The sequence below is a fragment of the Flavobacterium sp. CFBP9031 genome, from assembly GCF_034044945.1.
Taxonomy (GTDB): domain Bacteria; phylum Bacteroidota; class Bacteroidia; order Flavobacteriales; family Flavobacteriaceae; genus Flavobacterium.
Genome location: NZ_JAXCWF010000001.1, coordinates 261,015 through 279,786 on the forward strand (window position 1 = coordinate 261,015; position 18,772 = coordinate 279,786).

17 protein-coding genes and 1 pseudogene are annotated in these 18,772 nt (G+C 33.9%); 15 read left to right on the forward strand and 3 right to left on the reverse strand.

Annotation, left to right across the window (positions count from 1 at the left end):
• Positions 1–57: 57 nt before the first annotated feature.
• The 3 genes and pseudogenes from SOM12_RS01070 (at position 58) to SOM12_RS01080 (ending at position 3,840) form a co-directional block, all read left to right on the forward strand.
• The gene (locus SOM12_RS01070; RefSeq protein WP_320492087.1) at positions 58–942 is read left to right on the forward strand and encodes a serine O-acetyltransferase; all 885 of its coding nucleotides are present in this window, start codon (positions 58–60) and stop codon (positions 940–942) included.
• A gap of 62 nt (positions 943–1,004) precedes the next feature.
• Positions 1,005–1,925 carry a family 2A encapsulin nanocompartment shell protein gene (locus SOM12_RS01075; RefSeq protein WP_095928820.1) on the forward strand — a complete coding sequence of 307 codons (921 nt, stop codon included), beginning with the start codon at positions 1,005–1,007 and terminating at the stop codon, positions 1,923–1,925.
• A gap of 364 nt (positions 1,926–2,289) precedes the next feature.
• Positions 2,290–3,840: pseudogene (locus tag SOM12_RS01080) on the forward strand (family 2A encapsulin nanocompartment cargo protein cysteine desulfurase).
• Positions 3,841–3,979: 139 nt separating this feature from the next.
• Here the strand turns inward: SOM12_RS01080 and rocD are convergent.
• Positions 3,980–5,233, reverse strand: a complete 1,254-nt coding sequence (gene rocD, locus SOM12_RS01085) for an ornithine--oxo-acid transaminase (protein WP_320492088.1) — start codon at positions 5,231–5,233, stop codon at positions 3,980–3,982.
• A 224-nt stretch (positions 5,234–5,457) separates the two neighbouring features.
• On the opposite strand from rocD, the gene SOM12_RS01090 reads away from it, so the two are divergent.
• The 4 genes from SOM12_RS01090 (at position 5,458) to SOM12_RS01105 (ending at position 8,843) form a co-directional block, all read left to right on the forward strand.
• Positions 5,458–5,910: an Lrp/AsnC family transcriptional regulator gene (locus SOM12_RS01090; RefSeq protein ID WP_095928823.1), complete on the forward strand. Its 453-nt coding sequence runs from the start codon at positions 5,458–5,460 to the stop codon at positions 5,908–5,910.
• Positions 5,911–6,018: 108 nt separating this feature from the next.
• Complete coding sequence (locus tag SOM12_RS01095; protein ID WP_320492089.1) at positions 6,019–6,792, forward strand: dienelactone hydrolase family protein; 774 nt, start codon at positions 6,019–6,021, stop codon at positions 6,790–6,792.
• A gap of 54 nt (positions 6,793–6,846) precedes the next feature.
• The gene (locus SOM12_RS01100; protein WP_095928824.1) at positions 6,847–7,821 is read left to right on the forward strand and encodes a DUF3667 domain-containing protein; all 975 of its coding nucleotides are present in this window, start codon (positions 6,847–6,849) and stop codon (positions 7,819–7,821) included.
• 5 nt (positions 7,822–7,826) lie between these two features.
• On the forward strand, positions 7,827–8,843 hold the full coding sequence (locus tag SOM12_RS01105) for a M28 family peptidase (protein ID WP_320492090.1): 1,017 nt from the start codon (positions 7,827–7,829) through the stop codon (positions 8,841–8,843).
• 181 nt (positions 8,844–9,024) lie between these two features.
• On the opposite strand, the gene rho is transcribed toward SOM12_RS01105, so the two are convergent.
• The gene (gene rho / locus SOM12_RS01110) at positions 9,025–10,863 is read right to left on the reverse strand and encodes a transcription termination factor Rho (protein WP_320492091.1); all 1,839 of its coding nucleotides are present in this window, start codon (positions 10,861–10,863) and stop codon (positions 9,025–9,027) included.
• Between the two features lie 181 nt (positions 10,864–11,044).
• Here rho and SOM12_RS01115 point away from each other — a divergent pair, with 181 nt between their 5' ends.
• From SOM12_RS01115 to SOM12_RS01125, 3 genes are all read left to right on the forward strand, one after another.
• Positions 11,045–11,455 carry a DUF4293 domain-containing protein gene (locus SOM12_RS01115; protein WP_008468670.1) on the forward strand — a complete coding sequence of 137 codons (411 nt, stop codon included), beginning with the start codon at positions 11,045–11,047 and terminating at the stop codon, positions 11,453–11,455.
• A gap of 150 nt (positions 11,456–11,605) precedes the next feature.
• A complete protein-coding gene (locus SOM12_RS01120; RefSeq protein ID WP_320492092.1) occupies positions 11,606–12,265 on the forward strand; it encodes a response regulator transcription factor in 660 nt (219 codons plus the stop codon).
• Positions 12,266–12,276: 11 nt separating this feature from the next.
• Positions 12,277–13,182 carry a sensor histidine kinase gene (locus SOM12_RS01125; RefSeq protein WP_320492093.1) on the forward strand — a complete coding sequence of 302 codons (906 nt, stop codon included), beginning with the start codon at positions 12,277–12,279 and terminating at the stop codon, positions 13,180–13,182.
• Here SOM12_RS01125 and SOM12_RS01130 read toward each other — a convergent pair whose 3' ends face one another.
• Complete coding sequence (locus tag SOM12_RS01130) at positions 13,183–13,677, reverse strand: metallophosphoesterase family protein (RefSeq protein WP_248727597.1); 495 nt, start codon at positions 13,675–13,677, stop codon at positions 13,183–13,185.
• Positions 13,678–13,895: 218 nt separating this feature from the next.
• Here SOM12_RS01130 and truA point away from each other — a divergent pair, with 218 nt between their 5' ends.
• The 5 genes from truA (at position 13,896) to SOM12_RS01155 (ending at position 18,671) form a co-directional block, all read left to right on the forward strand.
• Positions 13,896–14,630 (forward strand): tRNA pseudouridine(38-40) synthase TruA, encoded by a 735-nt coding sequence (gene truA / locus SOM12_RS01135; RefSeq protein ID WP_320492094.1) that lies wholly within the window; start codon positions 13,896–13,898, stop codon positions 14,628–14,630.
• Positions 14,631–14,728: 98 nt separating this feature from the next.
• Positions 14,729–16,483 (forward strand): ABC transporter ATP-binding protein, encoded by a 1,755-nt coding sequence (locus SOM12_RS01140; protein ID WP_320492095.1) that lies wholly within the window; start codon positions 14,729–14,731, stop codon positions 16,481–16,483.
• A 181-nt stretch (positions 16,484–16,664) separates the two neighbouring features.
• Positions 16,665–16,955, forward strand: a complete 291-nt coding sequence (locus SOM12_RS01145) for a ubiquitin-like protein (RefSeq protein WP_320492096.1) — start codon at positions 16,665–16,667, stop codon at positions 16,953–16,955.
• Positions 16,956–17,305: 350 nt separating this feature from the next.
• Complete coding sequence (locus SOM12_RS01150; RefSeq protein ID WP_320492097.1) at positions 17,306–17,599, forward strand: ubiquitin-like protein; 294 nt, start codon at positions 17,306–17,308, stop codon at positions 17,597–17,599.
• Between the two features lie 487 nt (positions 17,600–18,086).
• Positions 18,087–18,671: an NUMOD4 domain-containing protein gene (locus tag SOM12_RS01155; protein WP_095928832.1), complete on the forward strand. Its 585-nt coding sequence runs from the start codon at positions 18,087–18,089 to the stop codon at positions 18,669–18,671.
• Positions 18,672–18,772 lie beyond the last annotated feature (101 nt).

Below are 18,772 nucleotides of genomic sequence, written 5' to 3' on the forward strand. Positions count from 1 at the left end.
TTGATTCAGATATCAGTTATGGTAAGAATTTCAATTACAAACCAAAAACCAATTGTTATGAAATCTTTTTATCACGAAATAGCGCGACAACATCAGGAATTATTAATTCTTCCCGAAAAAAAAGTTATCCATCAGTTTATTGATGATTTCTTCCTTCTGCTGTATTCAAATACAACAAAGACCTATGAAACTGAGGCATCTGTAAGATATAAATTCAATCTTCTTGAAAAACAGTTTGATGAACTAGTCACCGATTTTTCTCCCAAAAGTGATTCAAGACAACAGACTGAAATCTTTTTTGAAGCCATTCCGCATTTACACAAAAAAGCCATAAATGATGCGCTTACTATTTTTACAAAAGATCCAGCCGCAAAATCCTTTGAAGAAGTCTTGTATTCTTATCCTAGCTTTTTTGCTATTGCGATTTATCGATTTTCACATCAATTATGGGAACAGGATCTAAAACTTCTTGCTAGAACTATATCTGAATATGCACACATAAAAACTAGTATAGAAATTCATCCCGGCGCTCAAGTCGGAGATAATTTTGCCATTGATCACGGAACGGGAATTGTAATTGGCGAAACCACAATTATTGGCAATGATGTACAAATTTATCAAGGCGTTACGCTTGGGGCTTTGAGTGTAAAAAAAGAAGATGCTTTTATAAAAAGACATCCAACAATTGAAGATAATGTAGTAATCTATGCCAACAGCTCCATCCTTGGCGGTCAGACAACTGTTGGTAAAAATTCAATTATTGGCGGCAATGTCTGGCTTACTAACAGTATTCTTCCAAATTCTATTGTGTATCATAAGAACGAAATAAAAATTAAAACAATTTCAGAAAACAAAAAGGAAACACCAAAAGACACTGCAATCCTAACGTTCAATTACAACGCAGGAGAAAGATATTTATCTGTAGATGAGCTGTTTGAATAAAATTTATAAATAACTTTAAGGAATCAAAAAATAAATTATAAACCTATTAAAACTCAAAAAAAATGGCCGAAACAAAACCACAACAGACCGCATTAGGCGATGTTGCAGCAAGACAGCTCGCAATTGCAACTCGTACCGTTCCGCAAATCGGAACCGTAACACCAAGATGGCTAACACATTTATTACATTGGACTCCAGTAGAATCGGGTGTATTTCGTTTAAACAAAGTTAAAAATGCCAATCACATCGAAGTAGATTGTTCTGCTCGTGACGAAAGAGTTTTACCCAACACTTTTGTTGATTATATCGATAATCCAAGAGAATACAATCTCGCAGCTGTACAAACCATTGTTGATGTTCACACCCGTGTTTCCGACTTATACAGCAAACCTTACAACCAAATTTCAGAACAACTTCGCTTGGCAATTGAAACGATTAAAGAACGTCAGGAAAGCGAATTAATCAATAATAAAGATTATGGTTTATTGAGCAATGTTGTGCCTTCACAAATCATTAAAACACGTACGGGAGCTCCAACTCCAGATGATTTGGATGAATTGCTTACTAAGGTTTGGAAAGAACCTGGATTCTTTTTACTGCATCCACTTGCAATTGCAGCTTTCGGACGTGAATGTACTCGTCGTGGCGTTCCTCCTCCTACTACATCTCTATTTGGATCTCAGTTTTTAACTTGGAGAGGAATTCCGCTTATTCCTTCGGATAAACTGCCAATTGTAAAAGGAAAATCTAAAATCATATTATTGCGTACAGGCGAAAGCCGTCAAGGCGTTATCGGATTAATTCAGCCGGGATTGCAAGGCGAACAATCTCCAGGATTATCTGTTCGTTTTATGGGAATCAACGAAAAAGCAATTGCTTCTTATTTGGTTTCACTTTACTGCTCTTTGGCTATTTTGGTTGACGATGCCATAGCTGTATTAGAAGATGTAGAAATAGGAAAGTATCATGAGTACAAATATTAACAACAACGGTTTACCCAAAATCGATGATTTGCAGCATTTGGCAAACGAGTTGTTCAAAGCTTTACCGAATGAATTTCCAAAAGAAATATCGTTAAGTCCGGATAAAGCCGAGCATCCGCGTGCGACAAAGATTGCAGAAACGTTCTTGCAAACAGGAAACATTGGCTCATTAGATCAAATTCCTTTAGCAGTTCCGTCGAATGTACAGCCAGTTCAACATTCCTTTAGCGGATTTGGCGCTTCTCCTACCGTATCCAATTACGAAAACACGGGAGCTTTTGCTTTACCGCCAAATGCTGGAGCGGGATTTGATCCAAAGGGTAAAAACACTTCTTCTGGGGTACAGGAAAATCATGATTTAAACATGGATGATCCGCATACTGGTTTTCATGATATTAATTTAAATAATGGAAATCCGCAGCTGAATGAAGAATCTGCTTTTTCGCCATTGTTGCTCAACAATCAATATCTTCCGTTTCAAACAGAAAACTCTTCGTTTGAAATTGAATTGCAGGCAGCCTTGACTTTTGTTGATACACAATTTAAAAAACGAGAAGATTTTCCGTTAAACGGAAATGAAACGGCAACATCCTACTATTTTTTAGACCAGAATCCTTTTGCGTTTGACAGAAAAAGTACCAATATTGCCGTCGGAAATTCTTTTGATGGTAAAGAAATTAATCTTTTCAAAGGACATCATTTTAATGCCGAATTGGTCAAAAAGGATTTTCCGATTCTGAGAGAAACCGTAAACGGAAAACCTCTAGTTTGGTTTGACAACGCCGCAACGACACAGAAACCGCAATCGGTTATTGACAGAATTGCCTATTTCTACGAACATGAAAATTCAAATATTCACCGTGCGGCACACGAACTGGCTGCTCGCGCATCTGATGCATACGAAGCTGCCCGCGAAAAAGTAAAAAACTTTTTGAATGCCAGTTCTGTAAACGAAATTGTTTTTGTTCGAGGTGCAACCGAAGGAATAAATCTAGTTGCTTCAACTTGGGGCGATCAGAATTTAAACTCGGGCGACGAAATTATTGTCAGTAATTTGGAACATCACGCGAATATCGTTCCGTGGAAACGTCTTGCTGATAAAAAAGGTTTGAAGCTAAGAGTGATTCCTGTTGATGATGACGGTCAGATTTTGTTGGATGAATATGCAAAACTGCTGAATTCGAGAACTCGTTTAGTGGCTTTTACACAAGTTTCGAATGCATTAGGAACTGTAACTCCAGCCAAAAAAATAGTTGAAATGGCACACGCTGCCGGAGCAAAAGTTTTAATTGATGGTGCACAATAGGTTTCGCACATGAAAGTAGATGTTCAGCATTTAAATCCGGATTGGTTGGTTTTCTCTGGACATAAATTATTTGGTCCAACAGGAATTGGCGCTTTGTATGGAAAAGAAGATTTACTAAACGAAATGCAACCGTATCAATCTGGTGGAAACATGATTCAGGATGTGACTTTTGAGGAAATAAAATACCACAAAGCTCCGAATCGTTTTGAAGCTGGAACAGGAAACATTGCCGATGCCATTGGTCTTGGCGCTGCTATTGATTATGTAACAAAACTAGGGATTGAAGCGATTGGACAATACGAGCATTATTTACTCGAATATGCTACCCGACTTTTAAAAGAAATTCCAGGTGTTAGATTAATAGGAACTGCCAAAGATAAAGCCAGCGTTTTGTCTTTTAACTTGCAAGGCTATTCAAACGATCAGGTTGGACAGGCTTTGAATAAAGAAGGAGTTGCAGTAAGAACCGGACATCATTGCGCACAGCCTATTTTACGCAGAATGGGAGTTGAAACTACAGTTCGTCCTTCATTAGCCTTTTACAACACAACTCAGGATGTAGATACTTTTATTAAAACCTTATGGGAATTGAAAAAAGTGAGATTCTAAAATAAAAATGAGTCAATGCTATAAAAACATTGACTCATAAGAAATAGTTACTTTTTTTGATATTTTAAGTAATTATAAACAGAAGGCGATTGTTTCATTACAGTCGCCTTTTTATATCATTAAAGTTACGGAGAATTAATTAATTTTTAAACTCCTCCAAAGATTTCTCAATAATCTCAAGACATTCATTAATTTGCTCTTCGGTCATTACCAACGGCGGTGCAAATCTGATTTTGTTTCCGTGAGTTGGTTTTGCCAATAATCCATTATCTCTAAATTTCAGACAGATTTCCCAAGCCAAATCAGAATCTTCATCTGTATTGATTACGATGGCATTCAAAAGTCCTTTTCCGCGTACCAGCGTAATCAAGTTATTTTTTTCAGCGATTTTATTCAATCCGTCTCTTAAAATAACTCCTAAACGTTCTGCATTTTCAGCTAGTTTTTCGTCTTTAATCACTTCCAAAGCTGCAATCGCTACGGCCGCTGCAACTGGATTTCCTCCAAAAGTAGATCCGTGCTGTCCTGGTTTAATCACATTCATGATTTCGTCATTACATAAAACAGCCGAAACTGGATAAACACCGCCAGAAATTGCTTTTCCTAAAATTAAAACATCAGGCTGTACATTTTCGTGGTGAACGGCTAATAATTTTCCTGTACGTGCAATTCCTGTCTGAACTTCATCGGCGATAAAAAGAACATTGTGTTTTTCACAAAGTGCTTTCGCTTTCGCTAAATATCCTTCAGAAGGAACATAAACTCCTGCTTCACCCTGAATTGGCTCAACCAAGAATCCAGCAATATTTTTAGATGAATTTAAAGCATTTTCAAGCGCTTCCAAATTATCATATTCAATTTTGATAAACCCGTCTGTAAAAGGTCCGAAGTTTTTACGAGCTGTTTCATCATTAGAAAAAGAGATAATTGTAGTTGTTCTTCCGTGAAAGTTATTCTCACACACAATAATCTGTGCCTGATTTTCAGGAATTCCTTTTACTTCGTATGCCCATTTTCTTGAGATTTTCAAAGCAGTTTCAACTGCTTCTGCACCAGTATTCATTGGAAGAACTTTATCGAAACCAAAATATTTCGTTACATATTCTTCATAGTTTCCTAATTTATCATTGTAAAAAGCACGAGAAGTCAAAGTCAGTTTTTGCGCCTGCTCTACCATTGCATTTACAATTTTAGGATGGCAATGACCTTGATTTACCGCAGAATAAGCAGATAAAAAATCATAATATTTTTTACCGTCAACATCCCATACATATACGCCTTCTCCGCGCTCTAAAACTACAGGAAGCGGGTGGTAATTATGAGCACCATATTTGTTTTCTTTTTCAATCAAAACTTCTGATTTTGATGAAAGTGTTTTTTCTGTACTTATCATAATATGCTTTTTATTTCTACAAAAATATTAAAATTAAACAAATAACCGCCTATAAAACGATATTTTGACTTAAATATAACAAAATAAAAGTCAAAAACTTAATTTAATTACTTTTAAAAAGACATATTTATTTTTTTCGAAATGCGATTATGTGTCTGTTTATTAAAAAAAAGAATTACTTTTATAAATAACAAAAGACTCAATTTTTAAACGATTTTTATTGAATGGAATTATTAGACGAATTTGATATTAGCATTATCAAAGAATTAGAAAAAGATGGAAGAATGGCCTTTTCTTCTATCGCCACTAATCTTAAAATATCAAATACAATGGTGCATCAACGTATTAACAGAATGATTGAACAAGGTGTAATTTCTGGGATAAAACCTATTATTCAGGAAAAGAAAATTGGCTACGACTGGGCTTCTTTTACTGGGCTTACATTAAACAAAGATTCTGATTCTGAAAGAATTATTGAGGCTCTTAAAGAAATTCCGGAGATTACCGAATGTTATTACGTAACAGGTTCTTTTACGCTTTACATAAAAATAATAGCAACAAATCACGAACATATGCGCCGTATTCTTTACGAAAAAATCGACGGAATTCCAGGCATTGACAAAACCGATTCTATTGTAGAATTGGGTTGCGCTTTTAAACGAAACATATCCTTATAAAAAGAAAACCATTCTTTTAAAGTATTGGTTACAAACCTCACAAGAATTTACTTGTGAGGTTTTTTTGTAACATAATATTTCTGATATTTGTTAAAAATTGAAGAAATTATGAAAAACTCCATAATCATTTTATTCAGTGCAATCTTATTCTCAAATCTTATGAATGCGCAATTAAAACCAGTAAAATATACAGAAGGAAGCCAGCAACTTAATGGCTTATTTATAAAATCTGCTAAAAAAAGCAGTAACAATCCAGGAATCTTACTTCTACCGGCATGGCTTGGGATTGATAATGCTTCTAAAGGAATCGCGGAAGAGTTATCTAAACTGGGCTATCATGTCTTTATCGCTGATATTTATGGCGAAGGAAATTATCCTAAAAATACTGGCGAAGCAGGAAAACAGGCTGGTTTTTACAAAACAAACTTCGAAGCGTATCAAAAACGTATTGATGCCGCTTTGAAAGAATTAGTAAAAGCTGGCGCAAATGCCGATAATATTGTAGCTATTGGATATTGCTTTGGAGGAAGCGGTGTTCTTGAAGCGTCCCGCGGACATTTGAATGTCAAAGGTATTGCTTCCTTTCACGGTGGTTTAGGAAAAGATGCAAGCAGAAAAAATGAACCTATTGCTACGAAAGTTCTTATTTGTCATGGAGCCGATGATCCGTTTGTTTCAAAAGACGAAATCGCTGCTTTCCAACAGGAAATGCGTGACGGGAAAGCAGACTGGGAAATGATTTATTATGCAAATGCCGTCCACTCTTTTACTAATCCTGAAGCAGGAAGTGATAATTCTAAAGGTGCGGCGTATAATGCTGTGGCTGCAAAAAGATCTTTTGACCATTTACAGCTTTTCTTAAACGAAGTCCTGAAAAAATAATTTCAAAAAACAAATACCTAAAAACTACCAGAACAAATCAATTAAAATAAACCAATGTCACATAACAAAATTAGAGAAGACAAAACTTGTCTAAATTGCAGACATGTTGTGGAGCAGAAATACTGCCCCAACTGTGGACAAGAAAATAGCGATAGCCGAAAGACTTTTCATCATTTATTTATTCACTTTTTTGAAGATTTAACACACTATGAAAATGCTTTTTGGAAAACAATAAAAAATCTTCTTTTTAAACCTTCAACGCTTACTAAAGAATACCTTTCGGGAAAACGTTTGTCTTATCTTGCGCCGGTTCGACTTTACATTTTTATAAGTTTTATTACATTTTTGCTTATTGCAATGTTTCCAAATAATGTAGGTGAAAAAATTGATAAAAGCGAAGAAGCGCTGAACAAAGAAATTTCTAAAGCTACTGATAGTTTAAGAATAAGCAGAAAGGAAGACAAAAGGTATTTTCATTTTAAAACGATGAAAGAACTTGATTCGATTCAAAAATATGGAAAAGAAAGTGAGAAGCTAAATGCTTCTTCTTATTGGTTTTCTGAAAAAGCGATACACGTCACAGAAAAATACACCAAAAAAGAAATTTATGTAAAGTTTGTTGAATCGTTCTTTCACAATCTTCCTAAAATTCTATTTATAATCATGCCGTTTTTTGCTTTTTTCTTATGGCTTTTTCATAATAAAAAAAGGTGGTATTATTTCGATCACGGAATTTTTACACTCCATTATTTCTCTTTTCTTTTACTGATTTTCCTCATCATGTTTATCATAGAAAGAGTTATTGGCCTTTTTGGAGAAGATAGTCCGCTGTCTTTTATATCCTCAATTACAACATTTGCAGGAACCATCTGGATGTGCTATTATTTTTATCCTGCACACCACCGTTTTTATGGCGAATCAAGAATAGTCTCTTTTATAAAAAGCTTTTTATTGTTTATAATAAATTCTCTTTTTATCCTATTTTTACTGACTTTATACGTTCTTTACACATTTATTAATTTACACTAACTAGAATGAAAAAAATACTCATTTTATTTTTAGTTGTTACTGCGTATTCTTGTAAAACTGCGCAGTCAACAACAGCCAAAGACAATTCGGATCCGTCAAAATATGTTAAAGCTATCAGTGAAAAAGATCTTAAAAAAATGCTTTACACTATTGCTTCTGACGAAATGGAAGGCCGCGAAACGGGTTCTAAAGGACAGAAAAAAGCAGGTCTTTACATGATCGAGCAATACAAAAAAAGCGGAATTTCTTTTCCAAAAGGAGCGTCGGACTTCTATCAGCCAGTTCCTGCAGCATTTATGAATGCAAAACGCAATCAAAACCTTCCAGATTCAGAAAACATCTGGGCTTACATTGAAGGTACAGAAAAACCAAATGAAGTTTTGGTAATTTCTGCACATTACGATCACGTGGGCATCAAAGACGGCGAAGTTTACAACGGTGCAGATGATGATGGTTCTGGAACTGTAGCGGTGATCGAAATGGCTAAAGCTTTTGCTAAAGCTAAAAAACAAGGTCACGGTCCAAAACGTTCTATTTTGTTTCTTCATGTAACTGGTGAAGAGCATGGCTTACACGGATCTCGTTATTATTCTGAAAATCCATTATTTCCTATTGCCAATACAATCGCAGACATCAACATCGACATGATCGGACGTCGTGATGTTGAGCATTCAAATACAAACAACTACGTTTATGTAATTGGTGCTGACAGATTATCTTCTGATTTACACAATGCAGTTGTAGCTCAAAACGAAAAATATATCAAAATGGACTTAGATTTTAAATTTAATGATCCAAAAGATCCAAACCATTTCTATGAGCGCTCTGACCACTATAACTTTGCAAAACATGGTATTCCAGCCGTTTTCTTCTTCAACGGAGTTCACGAAGATTACCACGGAAAAGGCGACGAACCTCAAAAAATTGAATACGACACTTTAACTAAAAGAACAAAACTGGCTTTTGTCGTAGCTTGGGATTTAGCTAATAGAGAAAATAGACCGGTAGTTGATAAGAAATAGTTCTTTTTAAGATACTAAGGTGCTGAGATGCTAAGATTCTAAGGTTTCTTTTAGGAACGGTCATAAAAAAAAGGATGAGTTTACTCATCCTTTTTTTGTTTTATATATTTTTTGGCTTGCTTTTTTTTCTCAAAGTTAAAAACCTTAGAATCTTAGCATCTCAGAACCTTAGCAACTTTAACTAGTCATTCATCGAAATCAAAAACTCTTCGTTGTTTTTTGTTTTCTTGAAACGATCGTTTACAAAATCCATAGATTCTACTGGATTCATATCTGATAGATATTTACGCATAATCCACATTCTTTGCAATGTTTTCTCGTCTAATAATAAGTCATCACGACGTGTACTTGAAGATGTAAGATCGATTGCAGGGAAAATACGTTTATTTGCAATTTTACGGTCTAATTGAAGCTCCATGTTACCAGTTCCTTTAAATTCTTCGAAGATTACTTCGTCCATTTTAGACCCCGTTTCTGTTAATGCAGTTGCGATAATACTTAAAGAACCACCGTTTTCTACATTTCTAGCAGCTCCAAAGAAACGTTTTGGTTTTTGCAATGCATTGGCATCAACACCTCCACTTAATACTTTTCCAGATGCTGGTTGAACCGTGTTGTAAGCTCTTGCTAAACGTGTAATAGAGTCTAATAAAATCACAACGTCGTGACCGCATTCTACTAAACGTTTTGCTTTTTCCAATACAATGTTAGCAATTTTTACGTGTTCTTGTGGCTCTCTATCAAAAGTTGAAGCAATAACCTCTCCACGAACACTTCTCTGCATATCTGTAACCTCCTCAGGACGTTCGTCAATCAGAAGAACAATTAAGTAAACTTCAGGATGGTTTGCTGCAATTGCATTTGCAATATCTTTAAGAAGCATTGTTTTACCTGTTTTAGGCTGGGCAACGATCATACCACGCTGACCTTTACCTATTGGTGAAAACAAATCTATAATTCTGGTTGAAATAGAACTGCCTTTTTCGGCTAGTTTGAATTTTTCTGAAGGGAAAACAGGTGTCAAGTGTTCAAAAGAAACTCTATCGCGAACAACTTGCGGATCGTGTCCGTTAATTTTTAATACACGAACCAAAGGGAAAAACTTCTCTCCTTCTTTTGGCGGGCGAACCACACCTTTTACAGTATCTCCAGTTTTTAAACCAAATAATCTGATTTGTGAAGTTGATAAATAAATATCATCTGGAGAAGCTAAATAATTATAATCGGATGAACGTAAAAATCCGTAACCATCAGGCATCATTTCTAGAACACCTTCACTTTCAATAATTCCGTCAAATTCAAAATCTGAATCCCTGAAATTATTATTATTCTTTTTATTCTTATGATTAGGATTTTGATTATTGTGATTTCCGTTTCCATTGCCATTCCCGCTCTGATTTTGATTCTGATTCGGGTTTTGATTTTGGTTCTGGTTTTTATTCTGATTCGGATTGATCTTTTTAACAGGAGCAGTTTGAGGAGTTTTTTCAGCTGTTTCGGCTGTTGGCTCAGAAGTAGTTGGCTCTGATGGGGCTGCTTCTACATTTTCCTCTGCAGGAACTTCATTTACAGCCTCTTTCTCTTTTTTAAGAGCTACTTTTTTCTCGTATGCCGACTTGCTGAATTTTACAACTTTAGGCTCTTTTTTTGCTGCTGGCTCTTTGTTTTCCTGTGCTTCTACAGTCGCCGTTTCTGCAATTGGCTCAATTGTATCTACACTATCGTTTTTTTGAACAGTTTCCTCTACTTTATCAAATTCTAAAACGGGAGTATTTTTGGTATTTGCTGCTTTTGTTTTGGCTGGAGCAATTCTGGCACGCTTTGGTTTATCTTCTTTGGCATCAGAAACTACTTCTGTTTGAGAAGCTTGAGCTGGCGCATTAGAGCTCTCTTGGTGTGCTAAAATCTGACTAATTAAAGTCTCTTTTTTGACACCAGTAATCTTTATTGTTTTAGCTAACTTAGCTATTTCTTGAAGCTCAGAAAGCTTCATTTCTTTTAATGCAGAAATATCAAACATGAATGTTCTATGAATTTAATTATTTTAAGGAATACTGTAAAAAGAATAGGTAGATAATTAATTTGAATTGACCGCAGTATGAAGTGCTTACGGTATTATGATGCAATAATACGAATAAAATTTTATCATACAATAGTATTTTAAAAAAAGAAAATATATTTTTGTAAAACATTTTTAGACCATGATACAAAGAATTCAGACTGTATATTTATTTCTAGCTTTTGCTGCAACTGGCATTTTAATGCTTTTTGTTCCGCTTTGGACAACTAGTGCAGGAAAGCCATTCTTTTTTATGCAGGATCAGCTTTATACTGTTTTATTAGGCTTAACGACTATGCTTAGTATTATCAGTATCATTTCATTCAAAAAGAGACAAAATCAGTTTGTGCTAAACAGATTGAATATAATATTAAATTTAATTTTATTAGGATTATTTGTATATCGATCACTAAATTTATCTGGAGGGACTGAGGTCTCTGAGAAAGGTATTGGGATGTTCATGCCGATTGTTGCTATCGTGTTATTAGTTTTAGCTAATAAGGCCATCAAAAAGGACGAAGATCTTGTAAAATCTGTTGATCGTTTGAGGTAAACCTATAAACTTAGTTTATTTGTGCGAAGAAGAACCCGAATTTTTATTCGGGTTTTTTTTATGCCTTATTTTATCATAAATCAGACCTAAAGGGCATTATAGATATGTGATTTACATGATAAATTTGCATTTTCGAATTCAAATACAATCATGACACCAAAAATAAGGATCCATCTTGCAGACGATCATCAGGTATTAATTGATGGTCTTTCAAACCTGCTCCAAACTGTTTCAAATTTTGAAGTGGTCGGAACTTCTTTAGACGGCACTACCGTTTATGATGATGTCATGAAGGACAAAGCCGATGTTTTAATTCTAGATATCAGTATGCCAAAGAAAGACGGCATAGAGGTACTGAAAGAGTTTAATGAAAAAGAAATGCCTTGTAAAGCCATTATTTTATCCAGTTACGATGATCTAAAAATCATTAAAGAGGTTATGAAATTAGGCGCAAAAGGCTATCTATTGAAAAATTGCGCTGGAGAAAATATTATTGAGGCTGTCGAAGCCGTTTATCAAGGACAGGAATATTTTAGCGACAGCGTTAGAGAGAAAATTTTCAATACTTTTAGAGACAATCCCAAATTAAATCAAAACGCAATTATAGAAAACCCAATTTTAAGTCCGCGTGAGATTGAAATCATTATTTTAATTGCCTTAGAATACAGCGGTACAGAAATTAGCAAAAAACTTTTTATCAGTTCACATACTGTCGAGACGCATCGAAAAAACATCATGAAAAAGCTTAATATAAAAAGCACAATAGGTCTGGTAAAATATGCTCTTAAAAACAATTTGATTAATCCTTAAAGATTGCTTTTATGTTTCGTTTCAAATTCTTCCTATTTCTTCTTTTACTCTTTTCTTTTGAAGGAAATAGTATCGCACAATCAAAAGATACAGCAAAAGTTTCACAAACGGCAAACAACCAAACGACCTTTAATCATCTTAGCAAATCAGAACAGCTTCGAAATAAAAAAATCGTCAGTTTAACCATTATACTTACTGTCATCATTTTTCTTTTATTTTACTTTTTATACCAAAACAACAAACTAAAACAGAAAATAAAACGAAAAGACACCAAACAGAAAATCCTTCTTAATATTATTAATTCCGGAATCGATTCTCAAGAAGTAGAGCGTAAAAAAATTGCTTCTTTTCTCCATGACAATATCAATTCATTATTGTCTTCTGCGGGATTACACCTAAATACGTTTACAGCTCAAAACGATGTAAAATCGGAAGAAATACGAAAAGCAAAAGCAATTCTATCAGAAGTGCATGAACTTTTACGCGATATGTCTCATGATCTTGTTCCGTCGCTTTTGGTTCGTTTTGGATTAATTTATGCTTTGGAAGATCTATGCGAAAAAAACTCAAACTCTGCAATTGAATTTGAATTTTCAAGCACTATTCCGACCAGTAGAAGATATGTTGAAAAATTTGAAATGAAAATCTATTTCATAGTTAGTGAATTGTTCAGCAATATTACCAAACATAGCAATGCTCAAAAAGCAAAACTTTCTTTAGCAGAAAAAGACAACCAACTAATCTTCCACATTCACGATGACGGAATTGGTTTTAAAACACAAAAATTAAAAGATGCTGAAGGCTTCGGTTTAAGTAGAATTAGAGCTAGAATCAAAAAATATAAAGGAACTTTATCAATTACTTCAAAAGAAAATCAGGGAACCAAAATAAAGATTCAGATTCCGCTGCCGCATTAATTACTTCTCTCCTATTTCGATAATTTCCAAATCTTTGATTTTATCATCATCAATTACAAAACGCAACATGGTTCTCACTTTATGAAAACCACTTTTTCCTGCCGCGCCTGGATTCATGTGCAATAAATTATTCTTTTTATCAAACATGACCTTCAAAATATGCGAATGTCCACAGATAAATAATTTAGGCGGATTCAAAGCTAATTCTTCTCTAACATTCTGATTATATTTTCCGGGATAACCGCCAATATGAGTAATCCAAACCGAAACATTTTCACATGAAAAACGATTATTTAACGGAAATTCTAATCTTGCTTTTGCATCGTCAATATTTCCGTAAACCGCTCGTAAAGGTTTTAGTTTTTTAATCGTATCCGTCACTACCAAATCTCCAATATCTCCAGCATGCCAAACTTCGTCTGCCTGAGCAACATATTTTAAAATAGTATCATCGATGTGACTGTGGGTGTCTGAGAGAAGGAGGATTTTGGTCATTTTTTTTAAGAGGCTAAGATTCTGAGGTGCTAAGATACTAAGTTTTTCCTAGCATTTTAAATTGTAGAGACGCACTGCTGTGCGTCTAAAACTTGATTAGCAAATAACAAATATCAAAAACATCATAACATCCCTATAGAAAAAACTTAGAACCTTAGCATCTCAGAATCTTAGAACCTTTTTTCATACCTTTGCACCTCAGAACCTCTGTCCTTAAAATGAGATATTTTATTCAATTCGCTTATAACGGAACACATTATCATGGCTGGCAAATACAGCCAAACGCTTCTTCAGTTCAAGAAACTTTAAATAAGGCTTTTTCGGTTTTATTAAACGAAAGTATCAGCATTATGGGGGCTGGAAGAACAGATACTGGTGTTCATGCAAGCGAAATGTACGGTCATTTTGATACAGAAAAAAACTTAGACATTCCAGTTTTAATTCATAAACTGAATTCTTATTTACCAAAAGATATTGCGATTTTTAATATTATTCTGGTTCACGATGATGCGCATTGTAGATTTGATGCCACAAAGCGAACTTACGAATATCATATCAATACAGCAAAAAATCCGTTTTTACAGGAATTGAGCTGGTATGTTACACAAAAATTGGATATTGCTTTGATGAATGAAGCGGCACAGTTACTACTGAAGCATACCGATTTTCAATGTTTTTCAAAAGTTAACACTGATGTAAACACATTTGATTGCACGATTTTTGAGGCATACTGGAAACAAGAAAACGAAAAACTGATTTTTACCATTTCAGCAAATCGTTTTTTAAGAAATATGGTTCGCGCTATTGTGGGCACTTTGATCAATATTGGTTTAAAGAAAATAACTTTAGCTGATTTTGAAAATATCATTGCCAGCAAAAGCAGGGAAAAAGCAGGATTTTCGGTTCCGGCACATGGTTTATATTTGACCAATATTTATTACGATTATTTATAAGCTTTAAGCTTTAGGCAATAGGCTTTAGGCTTATTTCTTACAGCTAAAAGCTAAAAGCTTATGGCCTAAAGCCTATAGCTTAAAGCTCCTAAAAACAAATGAAAGCAAAAGCATTCGATACAGGATTATTCAAACGAATTTTAAAATACACACGACCTTATAAATGGCGTTATTATGGCGTAATCATATTTGCCATTTCGCTGTCTATCTTCGCTGCACTTCGCCCCTATTTACTAAAAGAAACGGTCGATGGCTACATCAAAACTCATGATAAAATGGGATTGCTAATGTATATCGTTTTAATGGGAGTAGTTTTACTGATGGAGGTCTTCTCTCAATTTTACTTTGTTTATTGGGCCAACTGGCTCGGACAAGATATTGTAAAAGATATTCGAACTAAACTTTTTAAACACATTTTGAGTTTCAGAATGAAGTATTTCGATTTGGTTCCAGTTGGCCAGCTGGTTACTCGCGCTGTTTCGGATATTGAATCGATTGCCCGTATTTTCAGTCAAGGTTTGTTTATGATTATAAGCGATTTGATGAAAATGGTCGTGGTACTTATTTTCATGTTTTATATGAACTGGAAACTAACCTGGATAGTTGTAGTTGCAATGCCTATTTTGGTTTACATTACCAGAATTTTCCAACGTAAAATGCAAGTGGCTTTTGAAGAAGTTCGAACGCAGATTGCCAATATGAACTCTTTTGTACAAGAGCGCGTGACGGGAATGAAAATCGTACAGCTTTTTAACCGCGAAAAAATTGAAGCTGAAAACTTTAAAGAAATCAACAACAAACATAGAGTTGCTTGGATTAAAACGATTTTATACAACTCCATCTTCTTCCCGATTGCCGATATTATTTCGTCTATTACTTTAGGTCTGGTCGTAGTATATGGCGGATTCAGAATTTTGAATGGAGATCATTTTACGACTTTTGGTGATTTGTTTTCGTATACGATGTTTATCGGAATGCTGTTTAATCCGTTGAGACAAATTGCGGATAAATTTAACGAGATGCAATTAGGAATGATTGCTGCCAATCGTGTTTTTGACATTATTGATACGCAAGATCACATTCAAGATACAGGAACCATTGAAGCGCCTGTTTTTGATGGAAGAATTGATTTCAAAGACGTTCGTTTCAGCTATATTACAGAAGAAGAAGTCATAAAAGGTATTGATCTTTCAGTTTCTGCTGGACAGACCGTGGCGATTGTAGGTTCTACAGGAGCAGGAAAATCTACTATTATTAATTTATTGAATCGTTTTTACGAAATCAATAGCGGAACAATCTGCATTGATGGAGAAAATATCGAAAACTACACTTTGGCTTCTTTAAGAAAACAAATTGCTGTTGTTTTGCAAGATGTGTTTTTGTTTGCCGATACGATTTATAATAATATTACTTTGCACAATCCAGAAATTACAAGAGACAAAGTAATTGATGCGGCAAAAAAAATTGGAGTTCATGATTTTATTATGAGTCTGCCTGATAATTACGATTTTGATGTAAAAGAACGAGGTGTTATGCTTTCGTCTGGACAGCGTCAGCTTATTGCTTTTTTACGTTCTTATGTGAGCAACCCAAGTATTTTGATTTTGGACGAAGCGACTTCTTCTATCGATACGTATTCTGAAGAAATGATTCAGCGTGCGACAGAAACAATTACAAAAGGAAGAACTTCGATTATTATTGCACACAGACTCGCAACAATTGTAAATGCCGATAAAATTGTGGTGATGGATAAAGGTCTGATTGTCGAACAAGGCACACATCACGAATTACTAAATAAAACAGATGGCTATTATAAAAACCTGTACGATTCGCAATTTTCAGTAGCTAATTAGGTTTTAAGAAATTACTTACATAATTAATTTTCAAAATCTTACAAAAAAATTAAACACCAAAAACACGGATATTTCTTGTATTTAGGAAAAAATGAATTTATCATAACTCCATAATTTTAATTGCATTCTTACAAATAAATAAGTAAGTTTGAGGAATAAATAATCATTTTTAAAAAATCCTATGAAAAAAAAATTACTTTTTATCGTTTTCTTTTTAACCTTTTCGGTTAGTGCATTCTCAATGCAAATTTTCATTAGAGTTGTTGGTTCTACGGAAACTATAACCCTTGAAGTAGAAAGCTCTGATACCATTGATTACATTAAATTTAAGATAATGGACAAAACAGGGATTCTCCCTGATAACCAAAGGCTTATATTTGCAGGAAGACAACTAGAAGATGGAAGAACATTATCTGATTATAACATTCAAAAAGAAAGCTCGATACATCTGGTTGTTCGTAAGGAAAGGTAATAATTAATATTTTTTCTCCTATAGAAAAAAGACACTTCTAAAAAGTGTCTAAGATTAAAAAATAAAAGGGTTTGACTTTAATTGAAAGTCAAACCCTTTTATCATTAGTATTAAGAATTGATTTTTAATCTTCCTCAAGTTAAATATGGTGCAATTTTCAGCATCTAATTAGCTTTAAGAAATTACTTACGCACTTAATTTTCAAAATCTTACAAAACTTAAAGCACCAAAAAGCATTTCATTCTTATAATTAGGGAAAAAATAATTTATCATAACTAAACAATTCCACTTGTATTCTTACAAATAAATAAGTACGTTTGAGGTATAAATAATCATTTTTAAAAAATCCTATGAAAAAAAAATTACTTTTTATCGTTCTATTTTTGGCATTTTCGCTTAATGCGTTTTCAATGCAAATTTTTGTAAAAACTTTGACTGGAAAAATTATAACAATTGAGATTGAAAGTTCAGACACTATTGATAATCTTAAGGCTAAAATATTCGATAAAGAAGGAATTCCAGTTGAATGCCAAAGAATCATATTTGCAGGAAAACAACTTGAAGACGGTAGAACACTATCTGATTACAACATCCCAAAAGAAACCACAGTACATATGGTTCTTAGAACTCCTCCTTGTAATTAATTTGTTTTTAAAGAAGATAACAAATTGCTTAAAACTGGATTTTTGATAAGCTTATTATTTCAAATCCAATATTAGGAAATCAAAAGACCTTCTAAAAAATATGTGAGTTTAAAAATAATTGGGTTTGACTTTAATTGAAAGTCAAACCCTTTTTTCACATTATAGAGTTTAGATTGATTCTGATGTACTTCAAACCCAATCCAACACAATTTTCATGAGTAAAAAGGAAGTTCATACTTTCAAAAATTGGCTCAATCAATAAATTAATAATTATTTAGCTATAAATTGATGTTGCTTTCCTAAATTAAAAAACTGCAATATTCATAAATTGTGAATTAAAATCCGACTAAAAACTATCAAAAACGCTTTAAAACGTTAAATTAGCGTTATAGAAATCATAAAATTGCCCTTTCACAATCAGTTAGATAGCAAAAATTTTTGGTTTATTCTTTATCTTTGAGAGTATAGAAATCAAATGTAAAAGACAATGCCACAAAATAGATTTTATCCTGATGAAAAATTCAAAGAAATAGAAATAAACGCCTCATTACAATTAAGATACGCCATTTCGAACAGAGGAAGATTAATCAGTTTTACCGATGATATTGAAAACGGACGCATCTTAAAAGGAGGTTTAAGCGACGGATATCCAACTTTCCGTTTTAAGGTTAAAAAAGACGATAAAATCGTAAATAAATATCTCTTCTTATACAAATTAGTGGCTCAGTACTTTATTCCAAAAGATTCTGAAGATCAAACCTATGTTTTGCACTTAGATTACAACAGAGCAAACGATGATGTGAGTAATCTTCGTTGGGCAACCAAACAGGAAATGATGGCGCACAGCCGTAAAAGCCCGCGCGTTATTCAGGCAAAAAAGAACTTAATTGAACATAATCTTAAAGCTGACGGACGAAAATTAACGACCACAAAAGTGATGTTAATTAAAAAAATCCTTGCAAGACCTGAACAAAAAACACGTCTTAAAATGATTGCAAAACAATTCGGCGTAAGCGAAATGCAAATTAGAAGAATTGCCAGCGGAGAAAACTGGGGACACGTTAAGATTTAGTTTTTAATTGTGAATGGTAAATTATTAATTCATAACTCATAATTATAAGCCACAGATTATACAGATTAACACAGATTTTTTAAAATCATTTTAATCCTAAT

Coding starts and splice junctions, on each gene's coding strand:
- SOM12_RS01070 (WP_320492087.1), top strand. CDS start 58: ATGAAATCTTTTTATCACGAAATAGCGCGACAACATCAGGAATTATTA.
- SOM12_RS01075 (WP_095928820.1), top strand. CDS start 1,005: ATGGCCGAAACAAAACCACAACAGACCGCATTAGGCGATGTTGCAGCA.
- rocD (WP_320492088.1), bottom strand. CDS start 5,233: ATGATAAGTACAGAAAAAACACTTTCATCAAAATCAGAAGTTTTGATT.
- SOM12_RS01090 (WP_095928823.1), top strand. CDS start 5,458: ATGGAATTATTAGACGAATTTGATATTAGCATTATCAAAGAATTAGAA.
- SOM12_RS01095 (WP_320492089.1), top strand. CDS start 6,019: ATGAAAAACTCCATAATCATTTTATTCAGTGCAATCTTATTCTCAAAT.
- SOM12_RS01100 (WP_095928824.1), top strand. CDS start 6,847: ATGTCACATAACAAAATTAGAGAAGACAAAACTTGTCTAAATTGCAGA.
- SOM12_RS01105 (WP_320492090.1), top strand. CDS start 7,827: ATGAAAAAAATACTCATTTTATTTTTAGTTGTTACTGCGTATTCTTGT.
- rho (WP_320492091.1), bottom strand. CDS start 10,863: ATGTTTGATATTTCTGCATTAAAAGAAATGAAGCTTTCTGAGCTTCAA.
- SOM12_RS01115 (WP_008468670.1), top strand. CDS start 11,045: ATGATACAAAGAATTCAGACTGTATATTTATTTCTAGCTTTTGCTGCA.
- SOM12_RS01120 (WP_320492092.1), top strand. CDS start 11,606: ATGACACCAAAAATAAGGATCCATCTTGCAGACGATCATCAGGTATTA.
- SOM12_RS01125 (WP_320492093.1), top strand. CDS start 12,277: ATGTTTCGTTTCAAATTCTTCCTATTTCTTCTTTTACTCTTTTCTTTT.
- SOM12_RS01130 (WP_248727597.1), bottom strand. CDS start 13,677: ATGACCAAAATCCTCCTTCTCTCAGACACCCACAGTCACATCGATGAT.
- truA (WP_320492094.1), top strand. CDS start 13,896: ATGAGATATTTTATTCAATTCGCTTATAACGGAACACATTATCATGGC.
- SOM12_RS01140 (WP_320492095.1), top strand. CDS start 14,729: ATGAAAGCAAAAGCATTCGATACAGGATTATTCAAACGAATTTTAAAA.
- SOM12_RS01145 (WP_320492096.1), top strand. CDS start 16,665: ATGAAAAAAAAATTACTTTTTATCGTTTTCTTTTTAACCTTTTCGGTT.
- SOM12_RS01150 (WP_320492097.1), top strand. CDS start 17,306: ATGAAAAAAAAATTACTTTTTATCGTTCTATTTTTGGCATTTTCGCTT.
- SOM12_RS01155 (WP_095928832.1), top strand. CDS start 18,087: ATGCCACAAAATAGATTTTATCCTGATGAAAAATTCAAAGAAATAGAA.